The 19,644-nt window shown below is 64.0% G+C and carries 21 protein-coding genes and 4 pseudogenes; 8 read left to right on the top strand and 17 right to left on the bottom strand.

Translation table 11 applies throughout. The annotated features are described in order from the left end of the window. Nucleotides 1-63: 63 nt before the first annotated feature. Nucleotides 64-1,806: a PHA/PHB synthase family protein gene (locus ACQVLG_RS26250; protein ID WP_474291726.1), complete on the bottom strand. Its 1,743-nt coding sequence runs from the start codon at nucleotides 1,804-1,806 to the stop codon at nucleotides 64-66. A 91-nt stretch (nucleotides 1,807-1,897) separates the two neighbouring features. Here ACQVLG_RS26250 and ACQVLG_RS26255 point away from each other — a divergent pair, with 91 nt between their 5' ends. Beyond that, nucleotides 1,898-2,131, top strand: a complete 234-nt coding sequence (locus tag ACQVLG_RS26255; RefSeq protein ID WP_227741988.1) for a hypothetical protein — start codon at nucleotides 1,898-1,900, stop codon at nucleotides 2,129-2,131. Between the two features lie 16 nt (nucleotides 2,132-2,147). Here the strand turns inward: ACQVLG_RS26255 and pgeF are convergent, their stop codons facing one another. Next, on the bottom strand, nucleotides 2,148-2,936 hold the full coding sequence (gene pgeF, locus ACQVLG_RS26260) for a peptidoglycan editing factor PgeF (RefSeq protein WP_474291727.1): 789 nt from the start codon (nucleotides 2,934-2,936) through the stop codon (nucleotides 2,148-2,150). Then, nucleotides 2,936-3,961 carry an RluA family pseudouridine synthase gene (locus ACQVLG_RS26265; protein WP_034781141.1) on the bottom strand — a complete coding sequence of 342 codons (1,026 nt, stop codon included), beginning with the start codon at nucleotides 3,959-3,961 and terminating at the stop codon, nucleotides 2,936-2,938. The genes pgeF and ACQVLG_RS26265 overlap by 1 nt, the downstream gene beginning before the upstream one ends. Nucleotides 3,962-4,050: 89 nt before the next feature. Here ACQVLG_RS26265 and ACQVLG_RS26270 point away from each other — a divergent pair. Then, nucleotides 4,051-4,855, top strand: a pseudogene (locus ACQVLG_RS26270) (outer membrane protein assembly factor BamD). 38 nt (nucleotides 4,856-4,893) lie between these two features. Here ACQVLG_RS26270 and yaaA read toward each other — a convergent pair. Then, nucleotides 4,894-5,667, bottom strand: a complete 774-nt coding sequence (gene yaaA, locus ACQVLG_RS26275) for a peroxide stress protein YaaA (protein WP_474291729.1) — start codon at nucleotides 5,665-5,667, stop codon at nucleotides 4,894-4,896. 30 nt (nucleotides 5,668-5,697) lie between these two features. Here yaaA and ACQVLG_RS26280 point away from each other — a divergent pair, with 30 nt between their 5' ends. From ACQVLG_RS26280 to ACQVLG_RS26290, 3 genes and pseudogenes are all read left to right on the top strand, one after another. After that, nucleotides 5,698-6,132, top strand: a complete 435-nt coding sequence (locus ACQVLG_RS26280) for a putative toxin-antitoxin system toxin component, PIN family (protein ID WP_474291730.1) — start codon at nucleotides 5,698-5,700, stop codon at nucleotides 6,130-6,132. 83 nt (nucleotides 6,133-6,215) lie between these two features. Then, nucleotides 6,216-7,396 (top strand): annotated as a pseudogene (locus ACQVLG_RS26285) (pyridoxal phosphate-dependent aminotransferase). 47 nt (nucleotides 7,397-7,443) lie between these two features. Further along, nucleotides 7,444-8,547 (top strand): HD-GYP domain-containing protein, encoded by a 1,104-nt coding sequence (locus ACQVLG_RS26290; protein ID WP_474291731.1) that lies wholly within the window; start codon nucleotides 7,444-7,446, stop codon nucleotides 8,545-8,547. A 27-nt stretch (nucleotides 8,548-8,574) separates the two neighbouring features. On the opposite strand, the gene ACQVLG_RS26295 is transcribed toward ACQVLG_RS26290, so the two are convergent. From ACQVLG_RS26295 to ACQVLG_RS26305, 3 genes and pseudogenes are all read right to left on the bottom strand, one after another. Further along, complete coding sequence (locus tag ACQVLG_RS26295) at nucleotides 8,575-9,033, bottom strand: nuclear transport factor 2 family protein (protein WP_474291732.1); 459 nt, start codon at nucleotides 9,031-9,033, stop codon at nucleotides 8,575-8,577. Nucleotides 9,034-9,269: 236 nt separating this feature from the next. Beyond that, a complete protein-coding gene (locus tag ACQVLG_RS26300; protein WP_474291733.1) occupies nucleotides 9,270-9,581 on the bottom strand; it encodes a DUF2625 family protein in 312 nt (103 codons plus the stop codon). 98 nt (nucleotides 9,582-9,679) lie between these two features. Continuing rightward, a pseudogene (locus ACQVLG_RS26305) lies at nucleotides 9,680-9,943 on the bottom strand (DUF2625 family protein); the annotation flags it as partial. A gap of 309 nt (nucleotides 9,944-10,252) precedes the next feature. Here ACQVLG_RS26305 and ACQVLG_RS26310 point away from each other — a divergent pair. Both ACQVLG_RS26310 and ACQVLG_RS26315 read left to right on the top strand, forming a co-directional pair. Then, nucleotides 10,253-11,104, top strand: coding sequence for a helix-turn-helix transcriptional regulator (locus ACQVLG_RS26310; RefSeq protein ID WP_474291734.1), 852 nt, complete (start codon nucleotides 10,253-10,255; stop codon nucleotides 11,102-11,104). A gap of 30 nt (nucleotides 11,105-11,134) precedes the next feature. Further along, nucleotides 11,135-12,172, top strand: coding sequence for a serine hydrolase domain-containing protein (locus ACQVLG_RS26315; protein WP_474291735.1), 1,038 nt, complete (start codon nucleotides 11,135-11,137; stop codon nucleotides 12,170-12,172). 7 nt (nucleotides 12,173-12,179) lie between these two features. On the opposite strand, the gene ACQVLG_RS26320 is transcribed toward ACQVLG_RS26315, so the two are convergent. The 6 genes and pseudogenes from ACQVLG_RS26320 to ACQVLG_RS26345 all read right to left on the bottom strand — a co-directional run. Next, nucleotides 12,180-13,082: an alpha/beta hydrolase gene (locus ACQVLG_RS26320; protein ID WP_474291736.1), complete on the bottom strand. Its 903-nt coding sequence runs from the start codon at nucleotides 13,080-13,082 to the stop codon at nucleotides 12,180-12,182. A 25-nt stretch (nucleotides 13,083-13,107) separates the two neighbouring features. Continuing rightward, a complete protein-coding gene (locus ACQVLG_RS26325; RefSeq protein WP_474295806.1) occupies nucleotides 13,108-13,620 on the bottom strand; it encodes a tetratricopeptide repeat protein in 513 nt (170 codons plus the stop codon). Beyond that, complete coding sequence (locus tag ACQVLG_RS26330; protein ID WP_474291737.1) at nucleotides 13,503-14,174, bottom strand: hypothetical protein; 672 nt, start codon at nucleotides 14,172-14,174, stop codon at nucleotides 13,503-13,505. Before ACQVLG_RS26330 ends, ACQVLG_RS26325 begins: the two co-directional genes overlap by 118 nt. Before the next feature lie 17 nt (nucleotides 14,175-14,191). Next, on the bottom strand, nucleotides 14,192-15,097 hold the full coding sequence (locus ACQVLG_RS26335) for an ExeA family protein (protein ID WP_474291738.1): 906 nt from the start codon (nucleotides 15,095-15,097) through the stop codon (nucleotides 14,192-14,194). After that, nucleotides 15,098-15,622, bottom strand: coding sequence for a type II secretion system protein GspD (locus ACQVLG_RS26340; RefSeq protein WP_474291739.1), 525 nt, complete (start codon nucleotides 15,620-15,622; stop codon nucleotides 15,098-15,100). It abuts the gene before it with no gap. Between the two features lie 547 nt (nucleotides 15,623-16,169). Next, a pseudogene (locus ACQVLG_RS26345) lies at nucleotides 16,170-16,577 on the bottom strand (STN domain-containing protein); the annotation flags it as partial. 55 nt (nucleotides 16,578-16,632) lie between these two features. On the opposite strand from ACQVLG_RS26345, the gene ACQVLG_RS26350 reads away from it, so the two are divergent. After that, nucleotides 16,633-16,797, top strand: a complete 165-nt coding sequence (locus tag ACQVLG_RS26350) for a hypothetical protein (protein ID WP_474291740.1) — start codon at nucleotides 16,633-16,635, stop codon at nucleotides 16,795-16,797. Between the two features lie 124 nt (nucleotides 16,798-16,921). Here the strand turns inward: ACQVLG_RS26350 and ACQVLG_RS26355 are convergent, their stop codons facing one another. Genes ACQVLG_RS26355 through ACQVLG_RS26370 form a run of 4 tightly spaced genes read right to left on the bottom strand, consistent with a single transcriptional unit; the run spans nucleotide 16,922 to nucleotide 19,591 of the window. Continuing rightward, nucleotides 16,922-17,299: an MSHA biogenesis protein MshK gene (locus ACQVLG_RS26355; protein WP_230539452.1), complete on the bottom strand. Its 378-nt coding sequence runs from the start codon at nucleotides 17,297-17,299 to the stop codon at nucleotides 16,922-16,924. Beyond that, nucleotides 17,284-17,967 carry a type II secretion system protein GspM gene (gene gspM / locus ACQVLG_RS26360; protein WP_230539451.1) on the bottom strand — a complete coding sequence of 228 codons (684 nt, stop codon included), beginning with the start codon at nucleotides 17,965-17,967 and terminating at the stop codon, nucleotides 17,284-17,286. Before gspM ends, ACQVLG_RS26355 begins: the two co-directional genes overlap by 16 nt. Beyond that, nucleotides 17,967-18,635, bottom strand: a complete 669-nt coding sequence (locus tag ACQVLG_RS26365) for an MSHA biogenesis protein MshI (protein WP_474291741.1) — start codon at nucleotides 18,633-18,635, stop codon at nucleotides 17,967-17,969. The genes gspM and ACQVLG_RS26365 overlap by 1 nt, the downstream gene beginning before the upstream one ends. Next, nucleotides 18,632-19,591: a type IV pilus biogenesis protein PilM gene (locus ACQVLG_RS26370; RefSeq protein ID WP_230539449.1), complete on the bottom strand. Its 960-nt coding sequence runs from the start codon at nucleotides 19,589-19,591 to the stop codon at nucleotides 18,632-18,634. Before ACQVLG_RS26370 ends, ACQVLG_RS26365 begins: the two co-directional genes overlap by 4 nt. Nucleotides 19,592-19,644: the final 53 nt, after the last annotated feature.

The raw sequence follows: 19,644 nt of genomic DNA on the forward strand, positions 1-19,644 counted from the left end.
AAAAGTAGATTCCTGACAAGACCGGAGTTTACCCCGGTCTTGCCCGGCAAAACGCTTTGTGAATTAATCCGCCCTGACTTTAACATACCGCCCCGGCGCCGGCTCGATTGCCGCGTGGCGCTTGTTGCCCGGCTTGCCCGGCGCCTTCACCTGCGCGCCGCCGTGTTCGGCCAGGAAGGCCGCCCATTCGGGCCACCAGCTGCCCACGTGTTCGGTCGCGCCTGCCATCCATTGCTCGGCCGTCAAGGGCCTGGATTTCGCCGTGCGAGGCTTGTCGTTGCTCCAGTAGCTGCGCTTTTTCTTCGACGCCGGATTGATCACGCCGGCGATGTGGCCCGAGGCGCCGAGGATAAAGCGGTTGGCTTTCGGTTTTTTCGGGTTCAGCAAGGCCGTGCTGGCATAGGCCGCGCCCCAGGGCACGATATGGTCTTCGCGCGAACCGTAGATGAACGCGGGCGCATCGATGCTGCTCAGGTCGACCTTTTCGCCTGCCACCGTCAGCTTGTCCGGCACTTTCAGGCTGTTTTCCAGGTAAGTATTGCGCAAATACCAGCAGAACATGGGGCCTGGCAAGCCCGTGCCGTCGCCATTCCAGTACAGCAAGTCGAACGCGGGCGTTTCCTTGCCCTTCAGGTAATTCGACTGCACGTAATTCCACACGAGGTCGTTCGGCCGCAGGCTGGAAAAGGTGCTGCCCAGGTCGCGCCCGGACATCAGGCCGCCCTTGGCCAGCGTTTGCTCGCGCAGCGCCACTTGCGGTTCGTCAATAAAGACGTCGAGCGCGCCCGTATCGCAGAAATCGAGGAAGGTGGTCAGCAGGGTCAGGCTGGCGGCCGGATTCTCGCCGCGCGCCTTTAGCACGGCCAGCGCCGTCGAGACGATGGTGCCGCCCACGCAAAAGCCGAACATGTTCAGCTTGTCCTGGCCGGAGATATCCTGCGTGACCCGGATGGCTTCGATCACGCCTTGCTCCACGTAATCGTCCCACGTCAGGTGCTGCATGCTCAGGTCCGGATTGCGCCAGGACATGAGGAACACGGTATTGCCCTGCTCCACAGCATAGCGCACGAGCGAATTTTCCGGCTGCAAGTCAAGGATATAGAATTTATTGATGCATGCAAGGCGCGGTACCATCAGCAGGGGCCGCTGGTGTACCGTGGCGGTGCTTGGCGTGTACTGGATCAGCTGGAACAAGGCGTTTTCAAACACCACCGTGCCCGGCGTGGTGGCCACGTTGCGGCCCACCTCGAAGGCCGATTCGTCCGACTGCGAAATGCGGCCCTTCTGCATGTCGGCCAGCATGTTCGTCAAACCCTTGGCCAGGCTCTCGCCCTTGGTTTCGATCAGGGTTTGCTGGGCGTCAGGATTGGTGGCAAGAAAGTTGGCGGGCGACATGGCGTCAACGATTTGCTGTACCGCAAAGGCAATCTTTTGCTTCTGGTGCGGCGTCGCTTCCACGGCATCAGCCATGGCGGTGAGAAACTCCGCGTTCAGCAGGTAGGCGGCCGCGTTGAAGGCCGACAGGGGGCTGGCATGCCAGGCGGGCGCGGCGAAGCGGCGGTCTTTCAGCTCCGGCGACTTGCCGGCCATAAAGTCGGCCCACAAGCCCGTCAGCTTGGCCACATAGGCATTTTTCAGTTGCTCGATCGCTTCCGGCTTGATGCTGGCGCCCGCATCCTGCAAAATACCGGCAATCGGATTGCCCTGGGGCTGCGGCACCATGTTGAACCACGTCTTCCACTGCTCAGGATTGCTGATCTGCGCCATCCATTCCTTGGTCATCGCTTGAGGATCGGGCATATTCATAGATGTAAAAGTCCATTAAGAAATTAAAACGTCGTCAAAAATAAATACTTCTGGATCAAAGCATGCAAACTCTTACTGACTGCCAATACCAATGATGCTCATGACCGCTGTTGCCTGGATCTATGTCGTCGGCCTCATGGCGCTGACGGAACCTTCCATCGTCGCCGGGGTGATGACCTTCGTGCTGTACTGCGTCATCCCGCTGTCCATCCTATTCTATCTGACGGGCTCGCGGCGACGCAAACGCAAGGCGGCGCGCATCGCCGAACTGAACGCCCGCGCCCTCGCCTCAGCAGACGATAAAACAAAAACGGCAGACACATAAGTGTCTGCCGTGCAGATTATTTGCGCCAGATCAAACTGGCCTGTCTTCCCGTGACGCCATCGCGCCGGTACGAGTAAAACTGCGCCGCATCGCTGACGGTGCAATATTCCCCGCCGGCTACTTGCGCCACGCCATCATCGCGCAGCAGCATGGTGCGCGCCAGCGCATAGATGTCGGCCAGGTACTTGCCCGGCTTGCCGGCGATGGCGGCAAACGCAGCGGACAACACTTGCCGCTCGGCATCGTCGCGCGCGCCGTCGCGGAACGCTTGCAGCACGTCCTGCCCCACTTCGAATTGCTGCGGACCAATGGCTGGCCCCAGCCAGGCGAGGATCTCCGTCGCGCCCTGCGCGCGCATGCCGTCGACCGTGCGCTGCAAGACGCCGTTGGCCAGGCCGCGCCAGCCCGCGTGGGCCGCGCCGACGACGAGGCCATCGCTTGAGCAAAACAGCACGGGCAGGCAATCGGCCGTCATCACCACGCACACGGCACCAGGCTGCGTTGCCACGCTGGCATCGGCATCGGGCACGCAACCGCGCAGGCTGGCCGCGTCGGCAACGGCCACGCCATGCACCTGCGACAGCCAGGCCGGCTCGGACGGCAAGATTGACGCCAGGCGCGCGCGGTTGGTGGCCACGTGCGCCGGTTCGTCGCCCACGTGCGTACCGAGGTTCAAGCCGCCGCCGCCCTGCCCGTCACCATATGGCCCCTGGCTGACGCCGCCCGCGCGCACGGTCGCCAGCGCGCCCACGTTCGCGGGCAGGCCGGGCCAATGGGGAATAATGCAGGGCAACGGCGACGTCATCAGACCTGTTCCGGCTCGGGAATGCCGGCCGTGGCGATCAATTGCGCGAAATCATCGGCCAGCGGCACGATCCACTCGCACGCTTCCAGCGTGCCCGGATGCACGAGGCCCAGGCGGCGCGCCTGCAGCGCCTGGCGCGAGAACACGGACACCAGGTGCTGCTTGCCGTACACGTAGTCGCCGACCAGCGCAAAGCCCAGGTGCTGCATGTGCACGCGGATCTGGTGCGTGCGGCCTGTTTCCAGGCGGCATTGCATCAGGCTCACGGGACGGCGGTCGAGTTCGCCGCTGCCGATCAATTCATAGTGGGTGATGGCGGGCTTGGCGGTGAAATTCTCCGAGACGGCCATCTTGACCCGGTCGCGCGGGTGGCGCGCGATGGACGCGTCGATGGTGCCCGCCATTTTCGGCGTGCCCCACACGAGCGCGAAATACTCGCGCTTGACGGTGCGCGCCTGCAACTGGCGCACCAGGTCCGTTTGCGAAGCGAGCGTCTTGCCGACGACCATCAGGCCGCTCGTATCCTTGTCCAGGCGGTGCACGATGCCGGCGCGCGGCACGCCGGCCAGCTGCGGGCAGTGGTGCAGCAAGCCGTTGAGCAGGGTGCCCGACCAGTTGCCGGGGCCCGGATGCACGACCAGTCCGGCCGGTTTGTTGATGACGATGATATGCTCATCTTCGTGCACGATGTTCAATTCCATCGCTTCCGGCTTAAAAGCCTCGTCTTCCGGCGCGCTTTGCGGCAGAATGACGATCTTCTCGTCGCCATAGGCGGTCATGTTGCGTTTGGCAACTTTTCCATCGACGGTCACGAAACCGGCTTCCAGCCACAATTGCAAGCGGCTGCGCGAGTATTGCGGCACCAGCTGGGCGATGACTTTATCGAGGCGGTGGCCGCAGGCGTCCGGCGTCAGTTCCAATGTAATCGGGGCCATTTCCTCGAAGACGTCGTCGGCGGCAAAATCGCCGTCAAACGCCTCTTCGGCAGCATGGTCAGAAAGGGAGTCAAACGCGGGGTCAGCCAAATTAGGCTTCGGAGTTAATATCACAGCATTCCCATCGGCTATAATCAGCCTATTGTAAAATCTTGGTTAAAACCTTCTTGCAAAACGTCATGCAAAAAAAATTATCGTTGGTAGTCGCTTCAGTCGTTCTGCTCGGCATGTCCGCTTGCAGCTTGTTGCCTGAAAAAAGTGGATGAGACCAAAAACTGGTCCGTTACGAAATTATACTCGGAGGCGCGTGAAGAAATGGCCGGGCAGCACTATGAAGCTGCAATCGGCCTGTTCCAGAAGCTGGAGGCTAACTATCCTTTCGGCAACTATGCTCTGCAAGCGCAGATGGAGATCGCTTACGCGTATTATAAGGCGGGAGACCAGGCTCAGGCATTGGCAGCCGTCGAACGCTTCATCAAGTTGCATCCGAACCACGCCAATGTGGATTATATGTACTACTTGCGTGGCCTGATCAGCTTTAACGACCAGATCAGCTTCCTGAACTTCCTGTACGAGCAAGACCCGACCGAGCGCGACCCGAAAGCGACGCGCGAAGCGTTTGCCGCCTTCAAGCAACTGGTCGACAAGTTTCCAAATAGTAAATACGCGCCCGATTCCCTGGCCCGCATGAACTATTTGATCGATGCCATGGCGAAATACGAAGTCCACGTGGCCCGTTATTACTACCGCCGCGGCGCCTACCTGGCCGCCGCCAACCGCGCGCAAACGACGGTCAGCGACTTTTCCGCCTCGACCGCCATCGAAGAAGCGCTGTTCATCATGTACCGCTCGTACGACAAGCTGGGCTTGACCGACTTGCGCGACGACACCTTGCGCGTGCTGACCAAGAACTACCCGAACACGGCATTCCTCAGCCCGGAAGGGGTGAACAAGGAACGCAAGTGGTGGAAATTCTGGCAGTAAGTTGCAATAAAAAACCGGGCTAGCCCGGTTTTTTTTACTTATTCACCTACTTTGCGCCGGAACACCCAGCTCTTGTCGTTCGACGCTTCCGGCACGAAGCCATAGCCATCCACGTCGAACTGCTTCAGCTGCTCGGGATCGCGGATCTGGTTGACGGCCGCATAGCGGGCCAGCATGCCGCGCGCGCGCTTGGCGTAGAACGAGATGATTTTATACTTGCCGTTCTTCCAGTCCTCGAACACGGGCGCGATGACGGGCACGTCCAGCAGCTGGCGCGGCTTGACGGATTTGAAATATTCCTCGGAGGCAAGATTTACCAGCGCCTTGGCGCCCTGCTCTTTTGCCGTGCGGTTCAGGCCGTTGGTGATGGTGTCGCCCCAGAACGCATACAAATCCTTGCCGCGCGTGGTCGACAAACGCGTGCCCATTTCCAGGCGGTGCGGGTGGATCAGGTCGAGCGGGCGCAGCAAGCCGTACAGGCCCGATAAAATGCGCACGCGCGACTGGGCGTAGTCGAGCTGGGCCGGCTGCAGGCTGCGCGCCTCGAAACCGGCATATACGTCGCCATTGAAGGCCATGATGGCCTGGCGCGCTTCTTCCAGTTGCGGGGTCCAGGACGCGTAGCGGGCTACGTTGAGGGCCGACAAGGCATCGGAAATGCCCATCAGGCTGCCCACTTCGGCGGGCGAAAACTGGCGCATGCGGGCGATCAGCTGCGCGGAATGGTCGAGAAAATCGGGGGTGCTGTGCAACGAGGTTGTTGGCGGCGTCTCCAGGTCGAGACTCTTGGCGGGCGAAAGCACGATCAACATAAATTATCACTACAGAATAGAATTGCCGACATGATACCTGCTCCACAAAAACTCGTCCTCGACACCAACGTTTGCCTCGACCTGTTCGTCTTCAACGACCCCCGCTGGGCGGGCTTGCTGGCGGCTATGGAAAGCGGCGCCGTGCACGCCATCACGCGTGAAGATTGCCGTGCGGAATATCTGGTCGTATTGCATTACAAACACCTGCCGCTCGATGAAGCCAGCCGCGCCGTTGCCGCCGCCCGCTTCGACGCCCACATCACGGTGGTGGCGCCGTCCGTCTCCGGCGTGCGCCTGCCCGTCTGCACGGACAAGGATGACCAGAAATTCCTCGAACTGGCGCGCGACGCCAACGCCGACATCCTCATCACCAAGGACAAGGCCCTGCTGAAACTGGCCCGCAAGACGGCCAAGGCCGGCATGTTCAGGATCATGGTGCCGGAAGGCTGGGCCTTGCCGGGCTGAGCCGCCAAAGCCCCGCACACAAGGGGGCGCGCTGCGCTAGAATGGGAAACGATTCCACTTTCCGCACCGCGCCCCTACCGTTCATGAACAGCCCATCCCTGCCCCACCTGACTCCCGCACTGGCCACCCGTTTGCCCGCTGTCGGCACCACCGTGTTTACCCGCATGTCCAGCCTCGCGGCCCAGCATGGCGCCGTCAACCTGGGCCAGGGCTTTCCCGACTTCGATTGCGACCCGGCCTTGGTCGAGCTCGTCAGCGACGCCATGCGCGCCGGCCACAACCAGTATCCGATGATGACGGGCGCCGCGCCCCTGCGCGAAGCCATCGCCGCGAAGATCGCCAGCCTGTACGGCCACGGCTACGATGCGGGCACGGAAATCACCGTTACGGCCGGCGCCACGCAGGCGCTGACCACGGCGATTCTGTGCTGCGTGCACCCGGGCGACGAAGTCATCGTCATCGAACCGGCCTACGACAGCTACCTGCCCGCCATCGCGCTGGCCGGCGGCGTGCCCGTGCTGGTGTCCATGCAGGTGAGCGAACAGGGCTACAGCGTGCCGTGGGACAAGCTGGCGGCCGCCGTCAGCAGCAAGACGCGCTTGATCATCATCAATACGCCGCACAATCCGACGGGGACGATCCTGCGCCCGGCCGACGTGGCGGCGCTGGCCGACATCGTGCGCGGCACGCAAATTTTGATTTTGTCCGACGAAGTGTACGAGCACATGGTGTACGACGGCGTGCCGCACGCCTCGCTGTCGCGCAACCCGGAACTGGCGGCGCGCAGCTTCATCGTGTCCAGCTTCGGCAAGACGTATCACGTGACGGGCTGGAAGGTCGGCTATGTGGCGGCGCCCGCGGCCCTGACGGCCGAGTTTCGCAAGGTGCACCAGTACAACGTCTTTACCGTCAACACGCCGATGCAGCACGGCATTGCCGGCTACATGGCGAACCCGCAGCCCTGCCTGGACCTGCCCGCGTTTTACCAGCGCAAGCGCGCGATTTATTCCGCGACGGCCTGGCGGGCAGCCGCTTTACCCTGCTGCCGGCCGACGGCACGTATTTCCAGTGCGTGCGCTACGATGCCATTTCGCAAGAAACCGAAGCGCAGTTCGCCGAATGGCTGACGGCCGAAATCAAGGTGGCCGCCATTCCCGTGTCCGCGTTTTACGCGCAGGGCAAGGAGTCGGGCATCGTGCGTTTCTGCTTTGCCAAGAAAGATGACACCTTGCGCCTGGCGCTGGAGCGCCTGCGCAGCATATAACCAAGCACTGAGCACGGCTCCGCCCCCGCGGGGCAAAGGATGACAGCATGGTACAGCGTCGCATCGGCCCGGCCGACCTGGTTCCCGGCGAACCCCTGCCCTGGGATTTGTTTCTGGCTGACCATAGTGCCGGACCGCAACTACGCAAGGGGCAGATCATCACGGACGGCGCCCAGCTGGGCCGTTTGCTGCAGCTGGGCCTGTACGTGGGCGCGCCGGACCAGCCCTCCGTCTTGCGCCTGCTCAATGAAGCGGCGCAGCGCCTGGAACGGCTGTTGCTGGACATGCGCAGCGAAAGCAATGCCGAGCGCGACGTGCGCGACATCGCCCGCGAACTGCTGCGCGCGCTCGAACACGACGCCGACATCGCCCTGGCCAGCATCCTGCTGAACCAGATCGCCGGCAGCTACGCCGTGCGCCACTGCATCGAAACGGCGCTGCTGGCCATGCTGGTGGGCCGCAGCATGCACAAATCCCACGATGAACTCTTATTGATCGGCGCAGCCGCGCTGACGATGAACGTGGGCATGCTGCGCCACCACGACAGTTTCCAGGACCGGCGCGGTCCCCTGAACGACGAGGAAATGCGCATCGTGCGCCTGCATCCGCAGGAAAGCACGGAATTGCTGCGCTGCGCCGGCGTCGACGACGAGGAATGGCTCAGTTGCGTGCTGCTGCACCATGAAAACGACGACGGCAGCGGCTACCCGCAGGGGCGCACGGCCGATGAAATCCTGCAAAACGCCAAGCTGATCGGCCTGGCTGACCGCTATTGCGCGCGCGTCTCGGCGCGCAACTACCGGCGCTCCATCGTGCCCGACCAGGCGCTGCAGCACATCTTCCTCGACCAGGGCCTGCCCATCGACCCGCTGCTGGGCGAACAGTTCGTCAAGCTGCTGGGCAAATATCCTCCCGGCACATTAGTCCGCCTGCGCAGCGGCGAACTGGGGGTGGTGACGCAGCGGGGCGCCGCCCTGGTCCACCCGCTCAGCGACCCGCTGGGCGCGCCGCTGGCCGCCGCCGACCTGTCGCAGATGACGCCGCGCGACACGGGCGACAGCCAGTTCGCCATCGTTTCGTCGCTGCACGAAGACGATGCCGGCGTGCATTTCAGCATGCGGCACGTGTGGGGCGACGAGGCGCGGCTCTAGCCTCGCCGGGCAAGGCCCCCTGGCACGTCACGGTTTCGGCGGACGGATGCCCGTGTACTGTGCGCTGACGAGCAGCCATTGATTATCGACAAGCCTGGCGACATAGCCGGCGCGCATGGCGAAGGTGCGGCCCGCCCCTTCCTGATTGAGCCGGTAGGACAGCCGCGCCGAGATGAGCGCCGTATCGCCGAAGAGGCGCACCGCCGGCTCATCGACCTGGACTTGCGGACCCGGCCGCTTCTGCTCGGGCGCGTAGAAGGACAGCATTTTTTCACGCGCATCCACCTCGCCGACGGGCGATATTTCCACATAATTCTCGGCCGTGACGGCTTTCAAGGCGGCTTGGTCGAAGCTGCTCTGGGCCTGCGCATGGCGCTGCACCAAAGCCACCAGTTCGGCGTCGGCGGGAGCCGCCTGCGCGCCACCGGTCGCGCCCAAGGTGCCAAGCAGGCAGGTGGAAAGAATATGTGACAGGGTCAATTTCATGCGTATGTCATCCTGGTCGAAGTCATGGAGAAGCGTCCGCTGCTGACTGCGCTTCCGTCAGCATCGAACACCCGCTTGCGGGCAGCCCATCGTGAGTAACCCACTGCATGCTATCGCCTGGCCATTTTCCGGCACATGCCATTGCGACAAACCGCTGGATTGGTGGATTGAAATGCCATTTCGCCGGCGCGGGATGCGCATGGCGATGCTTTCAGAGATGCCCCGCAAGCCCTGCCTCAGCGCGCGTCCGCAGGCGCAGCCAGCAACTTCTGTTTCAGGTCAAGGTTGAGCGCCCACTGCTCTTGCACGGGAATGGCGCGCCGCGAACTGGTCTTGAGGGAACCCTCTTGCGTCCACAGGAATGGATAAAAATTCAGGCATTGCTCGCCGGACAAGGGCAATTCGGGCAATTCGTCAAAGCCCTCCGCGCCGCCAGGCTGCCGGCCGTAAAACTGCCGCAGCTGGCTGGTAAAGGCCCACTCGACAAACGTCGTGAAGCCGATCTCCAGCGCTTCCCACTCCAGTGTCTCGGGAGCAAGGTAATACATATTGCCCTGGTCGTCCCCGAGTGCGCCGCCGTTGATGGCAAAAAAAAGCCACCCAGCACGTCGTCGGCGACCAGCAGAAAACCGTCGGCCTTCCCTTCATTCCAAGTAACAATATCCCGCCCCAGCCTGGCGTGGCCGGACCCCAGTATGCGCAGCCAGCCGTCATCCACCAGGATACCCCCCGTTTCATAGGCTAGCGCGCCCAGGGGCGAACGCGTGGTGACCTGCAGGCTCAGCAGCACATCCGCCCTGCCGGCCGACGGTGGCAGCAATTCCACCGGCAGGTCGGCCTCGCTGGCCCATTGCTTGATCAGCGGAAACGCCGGGTCTTCACTATCGAGTAATTCATTCAATGTACGCATGTAATCTGACCTTATCGATGACCGCTTGCGGCGGCCGGTGAGTGCATGACGAAGCTGCTACTGTCTGGCGGGCACCGCCAGGCATGCCAGCCGCTTGCCCATGGCGTGATCCGGTAGCAATGATGCAACCTGGACACTTTGCAAATTTTACACAGATACCCCGCTGCACGGCCGCACGCTTGCCACGGCAAGCCGGCTTGATGCCGCGCAACTCCCGTGCATTCCCCTGTATCGACCGTTCATCCTGCGCCTGGCGCCATTCGTCGGCCCGCGCTGGCCTGGCCTGGCGGCCGCACTTACCATGCCAATATGACCACTCCACTCCAGTTCAAGTCCGGCCAGTTCTATGGCGACGTGCATCACGGCGCGCGCGGCAGCATCTTCGATATCCGCCGCCTGAAGGCCACGCGCGGCGAGGATGAAGTCGAAACGCACCGGCATGACGATGCCCATTTCGTTTTTGTCCTGTCCGGCACCTATATTTCCAGCGCCCTGCACGCCCCGCCGCGCGCGCCTTCGCCCACCCTCGTCTTCAATCCGGCCGGCACGACGCACCGCGACCGCTTCGTCGATGGCAAGGGCAGTTTCATGACGGTATCGCTCGACCCGGCCCTGCTGTCGGGCGCCGAGGAATTGCATGCGGCCCAGGAGTGCGCCACCGTGCTGCGCGATACGGCCAGCGCGCCCGCCGCGTTCCGGCTGGCGCGCGAGATCGGCCGCGGCGGCGATGGCGCCTTGATGGAAGCGGGCGCGTGGGAAATGCTGGCCAGCCTGCACAGGTCGCCCCGGGAGGCGCGCCCGTCCCTGCCCGGCTGGGCCCACCAGGCGTATGCGGCCGTGATGGACCTGGCCAATGACACGCATCTGCGCATCGCCGACGTGGCCGCCGCCCTCGACGTGCATCCCGTGCACCTGGCCCGCGTCTTCCGCCAGGCATGGGGCTGCTCGCCGGGCGACCTGCTGCGCTGGCGCCGCGTCGAGCAAGCCGGCGGCCTGCTGCGCCGGCCGGAACTGAGCATGGCCGAGGTGGCGCTGAGCGTGGGCTTCGCCGACCAGAGCCACATGACCCGCGCCTTCCAGGCCCGTTACGGCATGACGCCCAGCAACTATCGCCGCCAAATGTTTCAAACGTCCAAGACAATGCCCGATTTGCAAGACTAGACTGCACTTTTCCAACCTCGGAGATACACCATGTTGCGATATCTACCCCTACTTCTGGCCTTCGGCAGCAGCGTCCACGCGGGCGAGCTGGACGGCATCACCACCGCCATCGAAGCGGGCGACTTCAAGCAGGTCACCAGCGTCGTGGTGGCGCAGCATGGCAAGCTGCTCTACGAACACTACTTCGACAAGGACGGCGCGGAAAGCCTGCGCAACACGCGCTCGGTGGGCAAGACGGTGGCGGGCATGCTGGTCGGCCTGGCCATCGAGCGCAAGCTCTTGCGCGCCGACACCCCCGTGCTGCCCTATTTTCCGGAACTGCGCCCGCTGGCCTACACCGACCCGCGCAAGGACAGGATCACGGTCGAGGATTTCCTGACCATGAGCTCGCTGCTCGAATGCGACGACGACAACCAGCATTCGCGCGGCAACGAAGAGCGCATGTATCTGGTGGAAGACTGGAGCCGCTTCGTGGCCGACTTGCCGATCCGCGGCTTTCCAGAATGGCAGCCCCGCCCCGAGCAATCGCCGTACGGCCGCGCCTGGAGCTATTGCACGGCGGGCGTAACCCTGCTGGGACCGCTGCTGGAAAAAGTGAGCGGCCAGAGCGTGCCCGAATTCGCCGCCGCCAGCCTGTTCCAGCCGCTTGGCATCGACAAGGTCAAATGGCAATTTCAGCCCAAGGGCAGCGCCATGACGGGCGGCGGCTTGCAGCTGCGCAGCGTGGATCTGCTGAAGCTGGGCCAGCTCTACCTTGACGGCGGACGCTGGAATGGCAAGCAGGTAATGCCCGCCGACTGGGTCAGGCGCTCGATCGCGCCCCACGCCAACGCGCGCGAAGGCATGGACTACGGTTACCTGTGGTGGCTGCAGCCGTTCACGGCGAATGGCCGCACGGTGCCAAGCTATGGCATGGCCGGTTCGGGCGGCAATAAAGTGCTGGTATTGCCGGAACTCGATGCCGTGGTCGTCATCACCACAACCAACTTCCAGGTGCGCGACGCCCATGGCCTCAGCGAAAAATTGCTGCTGACCAAGCTGATCCTGCCGGCATTGATGCGCCCGTAAACGCCCTTCATTTTGCGGACGCCAGATACGCCCGCAAGCCATGCGTGAGCACAAAGGGAAACACGCTCGCGTGGTCTTCGTCCTCGAAGACGCGCAAACGGGTTTTCAGGCCGGGAAACTTGCGCGATTTCAACTTTCCATCGAACTCGCGCAAATCGGCCAGCATGTCGGCGTCTTCCTCCGCACGCGAACGTTTCTTGCCCGCCGCCAACTTTTCCAGGCCGCCGATGCCGAAGAACACGGACGCGGGCAAGTCCTTGTGGCTGGCCGCATACGCCTGTTCGCGGTCGAACATGACGCCGGCGTCGTACCACAGCGACGGACTGCCTAGGATGTAGTGCTCGAAGGTGCGCGGTTCCGTCAGCAAAAATTGCAGGCCCAGCAGGCTGCCGTAGGAATGGCCGATAAACACCTTGCGCTGCATGTTCGAGCGATAGTTACTGGCGATAAGGGGAAACACCTCGCCCGCGATGAACTGGCCATATGCCTTCGCTTCGCCGAACGCCGGCTGGCGCCCCGGCATGTCCGAGCGGTAATCGTGCTTGCGCGGCGTGGTGGGCGTGTAGTCGCGGCGGCGGCTGTACACCCCGCCATCGCCGTTGGCGTACGACAAGCCGACCACGATGACTTCTTCCATCCCCGCATGCTTGTTCAGGCGCTGCGCGATATTGCGCACGATGGCAAATGAATAATTGGCGTCGGTGACGAACAGCACCGGATAGCGTTTATTTCCCTGCCGATAGGAATCGGGCAAGGCGACATACAGCTGGTAGTCGCGTTTCAGGGCTTGCGCGCGGATGTCGCGCACTTCCGTATTCTCAAGAACGTAGCTGGCAGGCGCGCTGGCGGGAGCGGCCTGGGCGCTGCCGGCCAGGCAGCACAGGACGAGGAGCAGGCTGAGAGGCTTCAAGCTGTTTCTTTCATTGAGGTCAAAATTACTTCGCCGCAGCCGCCGTCAGCTGCACCAGCTTGCGCTCGACGAACGCCTGCAGCTGCGGCGACAGGGTTTGCAAGCCCCTGGCCCGCTCGAACGCCTGGCGCGCCTGGGCCGGGTGATTGTCCGCTTGCAAGGCGATGCCGAGACCCATCCACCAGACGCCGTTGTCGGGCGCCGCCTGCAGGGCCAGCTGGTAGTGTTCCGCCGCCTCGCGGTAGCGCTGCTCGCGCTGCAGCACGCCGGCCAGGAAGGCGTGGTATTCGCCGTTGTCGGCCGCGTACGGCAAGCTGCGCATCAGGGTATCGAGGGCCGCCGCGCCGCCATTGGCCTTGTCCAGCTGCAAACGGGCCAGCATCATCGCCTGCGCCGGCTGTTTCGGGTCCAGCGCCAGGCTCAGCTGCAACTGGCGGGCCGCCTCGTCGGGACGCTGCGCTTCGAGCAGCAGGCGCACCAGGGTTTCGCGCGCGCCCTGGTGGCGCGGGTCCAGCTGCAGGGTCTGCTGCAAGGCCAGCATGGCGTCGGAACGCGGCCATCCTGCAACTGTGCCAGCGCGCGCCGGTATTCATTCTCCACGCGCTGCTGCGGCGTGACTTGTTTTCCATCAATGATGCGTTCGCTGGCGACAGGCACTGCCGTCTTCACCACGGGCGCCACGGCAGCCTTGGCCGGCTTTGCAGTCATGCGGCGCATATCCTCAGCGCGCAGGCTGGCTGGCGCGACCGTCTCCGCGGCCTGGAACACGGGCTCGGGTTCCGCCGCCGGGGCCGCCGCCACGGGCGCTACGGCGACAGGCACGGGCACAGGAACGGGCACGGGCACGGGCACCGGCGCAGGAACTGCGTTGCTGGCCACATTCACCAGCACGGGCGGCACGGGCGGCCGTTTCAGGTAGACCCAGCCCAGGGCGATGGCGGCCGCCGTCAGGCCGGCCGCGCCGCCGAAGACCAGCGCGCGCGAGACGCCCCGCTCGCGTTCGGGCACGGAGCGGATGCCGGCCGCGTCGCCGCGTCCATCGGGGGTGCCGCGGGCATCGAGGTCTTGCAACATCTTGTTAATCAGGCTCATCTACAGGCTCATCTTCGTCATCGGTTCAATAAAGTCCAGCTCAGGCCGCAGGCGGCGGCCAGCACGCCGGCGCCCGCCAGCCACGGCCACGGCCGCTGCCAGAACGGGCGCGGCTTGCTGGCCAGGGTATCGCTGGCGGCCAGCGCCACGTGGCGCCCGCTCACCTGCTGCCGCCCTTCGCCATACGCCACCATCAGCGCCTTGTGCGCCATGATGTTGATCAGGCGCGGAATGCCGCCGGAAGCCTTGTACAGCTTGTTCACGCCGCCACGGCTGAACAGGCGCGCGCCGTCGAAACCGGCCACGCGCAAACGGTGCGCCACATAAAAATCCATGTCGTCGCGCGACAACGGCCCCAGGTGGTAGTGAAAGGTGATGCGCTGCGCCAGCTGGCGGATTTCCGGCAGGGCCAGCTTGACGTCCAGTTCCGGCTGGCCGAACAGCACGATCTGCAGCAGCTTGCGCTTTTCCGTTTCCAGATTCGTCAGCAGGCGCAAGGCTTCCAGGCTATCGACGGGAATCGCCTGCGCTTCATCCAGGCACAGCAGCACGCGCTTGCCCTGCGCCGCCAGGTTGAGCAAACGCAAGTTGAGCGACTTGAGTAGTTGATGCTGATCAGCATCTTTCTCCAGCAACACGTCAAGGTCGTCGGCCAGGGCCAGGATCAGCGAACGGGGCGGCAGGTTCGGATTCGGGATGTAGGCCGTGACGAAGTCCGGCCCCAACGATTGCATGAACTTGCGGCACAAAAAGGTTTTACCAGTCCCCACTTCGCCAGTGATCTTGATGAAGCCCTCGCCGTTGCGCGCCGCCACCAGCAGGGTGTTGAGCGCCTTTTGCGACTGCGGGCCGTTGAAGAAGAAACTGGTATCGGGCGTGAGGCCGAACGGCGCCTCGCGCAAGCCGAAATGGGCCTGGTACATTTAGCGCCGCTCCGACGGACGGCGCGGGTCGAGCGCCTCGATGCGCTTGCCCGAATCGAGCAAGTCCTCGTTCCAGCTGTTGGCGCCATCGACGATGGTCGGCTTGATCAGCACCACCAGCTCGCGCTTCTGGATCACCTGCCCCGTGTTGCGGAACAGCGCGCCCAGCACGGGAAGGTCGCCCGCGCCCGGCACTTGCGAGCGGTCCGCCGTCGTCGCCTGGCGCATCAGGCCGCCGATGGCGACGATGCGGCCATCCTGGCTGCGCACCATGCTGTCCATTTCGGACGTGCTGGAGGCGGCCAGCGGCAGTTTCAGCGAACCGGCGCTGCCCAGGTCGATTTCCTTGCTGATGGTCGACACCTGGCTGACGGACGGGTGCACGTGCAGGATGATGTTGCCATCCGCATCGATCTGCGGCGTCACGTCCAGCACCACGCCGGAAAAGAACGGCTGCAAGGTCACGTTGGGGCTGGTGGTGGCGCCGCTGGCCGTCGTATTCGTCGTGGTCGACACGCCCGTCACGTAAAAACTCGTCCGTGCCGATCTTCAGCACGGCTTTCTGGTTGTTCATGGTGGCGATGCGCGGACTCGACAGCACGTGCACGGACCCTTGCGATTCCAGGAAGGAAATCATGGCGGCGAAATTGGCCGTCTGGAAGGCCAGGCCGAACATGGAGCCGGCCGCATTTGCCGCCGAACTGAGGCCAAAGCCGCTGCTGGCCGTCAGGCCGTTGCCAGTTGTCATGTTGGGCGGCTGGCCGCCATTGAACGGCAGCGGCGCCAGGGTGCCGCCCGGCTGGATGAAGCCCGTCGAGATGCGGTTCGTGTGGCCGCTCTTGATCGAGGCGAACGAGGCCCAGTTGATGCCCGTCTGCGTGTTGTCGTTGAGCTCGACTTCGAGGATTTTTGCTTCCAGGATCACCTGGCGGTCGACGGACAGCTGCGTGGCCTTCAAATACATGTCGACATTGCGCAGCTCTTCCGGCATGGCGCGGATGACGATCACGCCCGACTGCGGGCTGAGCACCACTTTCCGGCCGCCGTCGCTGCTGCCGACGATGGCTTCCAGCGCCGCCTTCAATTCCGGCCAGAAATCCGCCGTCGACGAGGTCGTCAGGTTGCTGCTGTCCAGGGTGCGGCCGCCCTGGCCGCCATTCGTCTGCTGGTTCTGCTCGTTGTTCTGGTTATTGCCCTGGTTGTTATTGCCGCTGTTGCCCGAGCCGCCCGAATTGGTCGAGCCGACCGAACCCACCGACGTCGACGACACGCGCAGGTTGGAACTGCCGCGGCGCGCGCCCGTCAGGTAATTGACGTGGAACAAACGCGTCTGCATGGTCAAGGGCTTGATATAGATCTGCGTGCCCTCGACCTTGTAGTCGTAGCCATACAGCTCGCGCACGGCGTCGAGCGCCTGGAACAGGGTCACGTCCTTCAGATTGGCGGAAATCGTGCCGCCGATGTCGGGATGGACCAGCATGTTGTAGCGCGTGCCGGCCACGATGGAGGTGAAGAACTGGCGCGCTGGCACATTGTTGAAAGCCACGTTGAAGCGCTCGTCGAGCGCGGCGCGGGCCTTCGGCAATTGCTGGGCCAGGGCCGCCACGGGCGGCAGCAGCGCCGCTTCCACGGCGTCCGGCTGGGACGCTGGCGCCGTGGTGGCCGCCGCGCCCTTGACGGCATCGGTGATCGCATTATAGGTGTCGCGCTTGACGGGCGCGACGTTGCAGCCGCCCAGGCCCAGGCTGACGCTGATGACAGCCGCCATCGTACTGATCTTGAACATGCTCGCCTTGTGTTGATTGAGTTGCTTGGCCACTTCTTCTACTCCTGCTTGCGGTCGGTCTTATTGTCGGTCTTGCTGCTGGGATACAGCTTGAAGGTTTCCAGGGATTTTCCACGCCGCAACAGAACGGCCGTGTCGTGTATCTCCGTCACCACGGCATCACCCACCTTGCTGCCGACCCTGACCGTCTGGCCATCGATAACGGCCAGGCGGCGTCCGCCCGGCTGGGTGGAAATGAGCACCGATTGCAGCTGCGGCCGGGCCGCGACAACGGGCGCGGCGCTGGCGGGCGCCCACAGGGCTGCCGGCGGACGCGTCGGGTCGTCGAGCGCCTGTGCCTGCGCGCCCGGCCATGCCAGGCTCAGCATCAAGACAGGCGCCAGCAGTGCGGGAGCAAAGGTCAAAGTGCGATCCATGTGTCGTCCATGCTGAGGGTATGTAAGGTCAGGGTCAGGGTGGCGCCCGGGTAGCTGGCCGCATCAAGGTGGGCAGCGCCCCAGAAGACGCGCGTCGGCATCGCTTGCAGCGCCTGCATGTATTGCACCATGTCCGCATAACTGCCTTGCAGCACCACTTCCACGCCGTGCTGGTGCAGCAACGGTGCCGGGGCCGCCGCCTTGGCGGAGGCGTCGCCGTTCGCGCTATCGGCCTGGTGCGCGCCCACGGCGCTGGCAGGAAGGGTTTTCAGCGACACCACGCGCAGCCCGGCGTGCCGGCGCAGCAAGTGTTCGAGCAAGGTGACCATGCGCTCGGGCGCCACCAGGCCATGCTGTTTCTCGCGCAGCGCCCGCGCCAGGGACGCCGTTTCCGCCTGCAAGGCCACCAGGCGCGTGCGCGCTTCCCGGTCGGGATCGGTGGCATGGGCGAGCATGCTCAGCTCGATTTCCTTGTTCGTCGCGCTCAGCAGACTTTGCTTTTGCGCAATGCTCGCCTCCAGCGCGGCGCGTTTCGCCAGCAAGGGATTGAAGCTCATGAAATAAAACACGAACACGATGGCGGCCGCGCCGGCGCCGAACACCATCAGCCGCTCGCGCAGGCTGAGGGCATCGAAGGCGGTGGCCCATTTCTTCAGCAAGGGCAGCATCAGCGCGTTCCTCCCGCAACAGCTTTGGGCGGCGTGGCGCCGGCGGCGCGGTCGGCCGACTGCAGGCTGAACGCGATATACGGCAGGCTGGCCGCCTTGCCCTCGGCCACGGCCGGCTGCGCCGGCTGGCCGATGTCGAGGCTGGCGAAGGTCTTGCCTTTCAGTATCTCCTGCTGGCCCAGGCGCGTGATGTACGCGGGCAGCAGCGAGGCGTGCAAGGCGCGGCCCTGCAAGCCGAAATCATTGCCGGCGCCGGCGATGTCCACGCCCGTCAGCCATACGCCCTCGACCCTGGCCTGCGCCAGCGCGCGGAAATAGCCGGCATAGCCAAGGGTATTGCCCAGCTTGCCGCTGTCCAGCACGGCCGAAGCGTCCTGCAGCAACTGGCGCTGCGCCTCGACGGCCTCCAGTTCCTGCGCCAGCGCCGGATCTTTCTTGCGTGGAGGAAAATCGCGCAATACCTGGTCGCGCTTCGCCTCGACTTGCGCCAGCGCCGCCTTGACGCCCGCTTCGCGCTGTTCCAGGTCCGCCGTGGCCCGCTGGGCCAGCACGCCCACGGCCAGCAAGAGCAGCGCCAGCGCGCCCAGGCCCAGGCCGGCCGTGCGCGCCGACATATGGTGTTGTTTCAGTTCAAACTGGGGATTGAACAGGTTGATTTGCTGGCTCATGCGCCCTTCCCTTCGTGCTTGCCCGCAGGCAGGCCGACTTCGCGCAAGGCGGCGCCGATGGCCAGGAAGTAGCGCGCCTGCATGGCGGGCGCGCGCAGCTCGGCGGCCTGGGAAAAGTCCAGCACCGTGGCCAGGTCCAGCTGCTCCACCGGCATGTAAAGGTTGTCGGCCAGATACGCGTGCAAGCCATCGGCCGCGCCCGTCATCAGCATCAGGCGCGCCAGCGAAATGAAATGGAACTGGCGGTCGAAATGGTCGAACGAGCGCTGCAGTTCCAGGGTGACGCGGTCGTAATACTGGCTGGCATCGGGCGACTGCAACTGCGCCAGGGTCACGTCGATGCGGCGTGCCTGGTACAGCTCGCCATTGAAGCTCATGGTCAGCAAGCCGCCGTCGCCATCGAAGAACAGCACGGCGATGCCGCGTCCCGGCGTTTCCAGCAAGGTGGCGATATTGCGCTGCGCCATTTCGGGGATGTCGATCACGGACAGGCCGATCTTACATTCGGCATACAGCGCCTGGCGCCGCGACACGGCGCTATTGCGCGCGGCGACGGCAAACACGCTGCTGCCCCGCTGCGTGCCGTTCGGGTCGCCGGGGATGTCGAACACGTCGATGGTGGCTTCGGCCAGGGGAAAGTCCAGCATATCCTTCAGGCGCCAGCCCACGGCCGTCTTCAATTCTTCGCGCGGCACGGCCGGCGCTTCCAGCGACAGCAGCTGGTAATCGCCGCCGGCCAGCACGGTGGTGCAGTGGCGCGCTGCCGCGTGCAGCTCCTTGCCCAGTTTTTCCAGCACCTCGGCCGGCGCCGGCCGCGCGGCCGCCTGGTAGCTGGCGCCGCGCACGCGCGGCATGCCGTCGGCGGGACGTTCGACAACGACAGCGCTGACGCCTTCGCGGCCAAACGCCGTGGCCAGCCAGCCATCATATTTCTTTGCTCTTGCGAATAAACCCATGCGACCTGTCCAGTGTAAGTGCCTGCCCGATCTTGTCGCGCAGTTAATGCATC

This window comes from Janthinobacterium sp. TPC_1, from assembly GCF_056037845.1.

What these genes read in the sequence shown, in the direction of transcription:
- ACQVLG_RS26300 (WP_474291733.1), bottom strand. Translation starts at nt 9,581, where the DNA reads ATGTATTACCTTGCTCCCGAGACACTGGAGTGGGAAGCGCTGGAGATC.
- ACQVLG_RS26335 (WP_474291738.1), bottom strand. Translation starts at nt 15,097, where the DNA reads ATGTACCAGGCCCATTTCGGCTTGCGCGAGGCGCCGTTCGGCCTCACG.
- gspM (WP_230539451.1), bottom strand. Translation starts at nt 17,967, where the DNA reads ATGCTGCCCTTGCTGAAGAAATGGGCCACCGCCTTCGATGCCCTCAGC.
- ACQVLG_RS26370 (WP_230539449.1), bottom strand. Translation starts at nt 19,591, where the DNA reads ATGGGTTTATTCGCAAGAGCAAAGAAATATGATGGCTGGCTGGCCACG.
- ACQVLG_RS26365 (WP_474291741.1), bottom strand. Translation starts at nt 18,635, where the DNA reads ATGAGCCAGCAAATCAACCTGTTCAATCCCCAGTTTGAACTGAAACAA.
- ACQVLG_RS26280 (WP_474291730.1), top strand. Translation starts at nt 5,698, where the DNA reads ATGATACCTGCTCCACAAAAACTCGTCCTCGACACCAACGTTTGCCTC.
- pgeF (WP_474291727.1), bottom strand. Translation starts at nt 2,936, where the DNA reads ATGACGTCGCCGTTGCCCTGCATTATTCCCCATTGGCCCGGCCTGCCC.
- yaaA (WP_474291729.1), bottom strand. Translation starts at nt 5,667, where the DNA reads ATGTTGATCGTGCTTTCGCCCGCCAAGAGTCTCGACCTGGAGACGCCG.
- ACQVLG_RS26315 (WP_474291735.1), top strand. Translation starts at nt 11,135, where the DNA reads ATGTTGCGATATCTACCCCTACTTCTGGCCTTCGGCAGCAGCGTCCAC.
- ACQVLG_RS26310 (WP_474291734.1), top strand. Translation starts at nt 10,253, where the DNA reads ATGACCACTCCACTCCAGTTCAAGTCCGGCCAGTTCTATGGCGACGTG.
- ACQVLG_RS26330 (WP_474291737.1), bottom strand. Translation starts at nt 14,174, where the DNA reads ATGAGCCTGATTAACAAGATGTTGCAAGACCTCGATGCCCGCGGCACC.
- ACQVLG_RS26290 (WP_474291731.1), top strand. Translation starts at nt 7,444, where the DNA reads ATGGTACAGCGTCGCATCGGCCCGGCCGACCTGGTTCCCGGCGAACCC.
- ACQVLG_RS26295 (WP_474291732.1), bottom strand. Translation starts at nt 9,033, where the DNA reads ATGAAATTGACCCTGTCACATATTCTTTCCACCTGCCTGCTTGGCACC.
- ACQVLG_RS26250 (WP_474291726.1), bottom strand. Translation starts at nt 1,806, where the DNA reads ATGAATATGCCCGATCCTCAAGCGATGACCAAGGAATGGATGGCGCAG.
- ACQVLG_RS26355 (WP_230539452.1), bottom strand. Translation starts at nt 17,299, where the DNA reads ATGGATCGCACTTTGACCTTTGCTCCCGCACTGCTGGCGCCTGTCTTG.
- ACQVLG_RS26255 (WP_227741988.1), top strand. Translation starts at nt 1,898, where the DNA reads ATGATGCTCATGACCGCTGTTGCCTGGATCTATGTCGTCGGCCTCATG.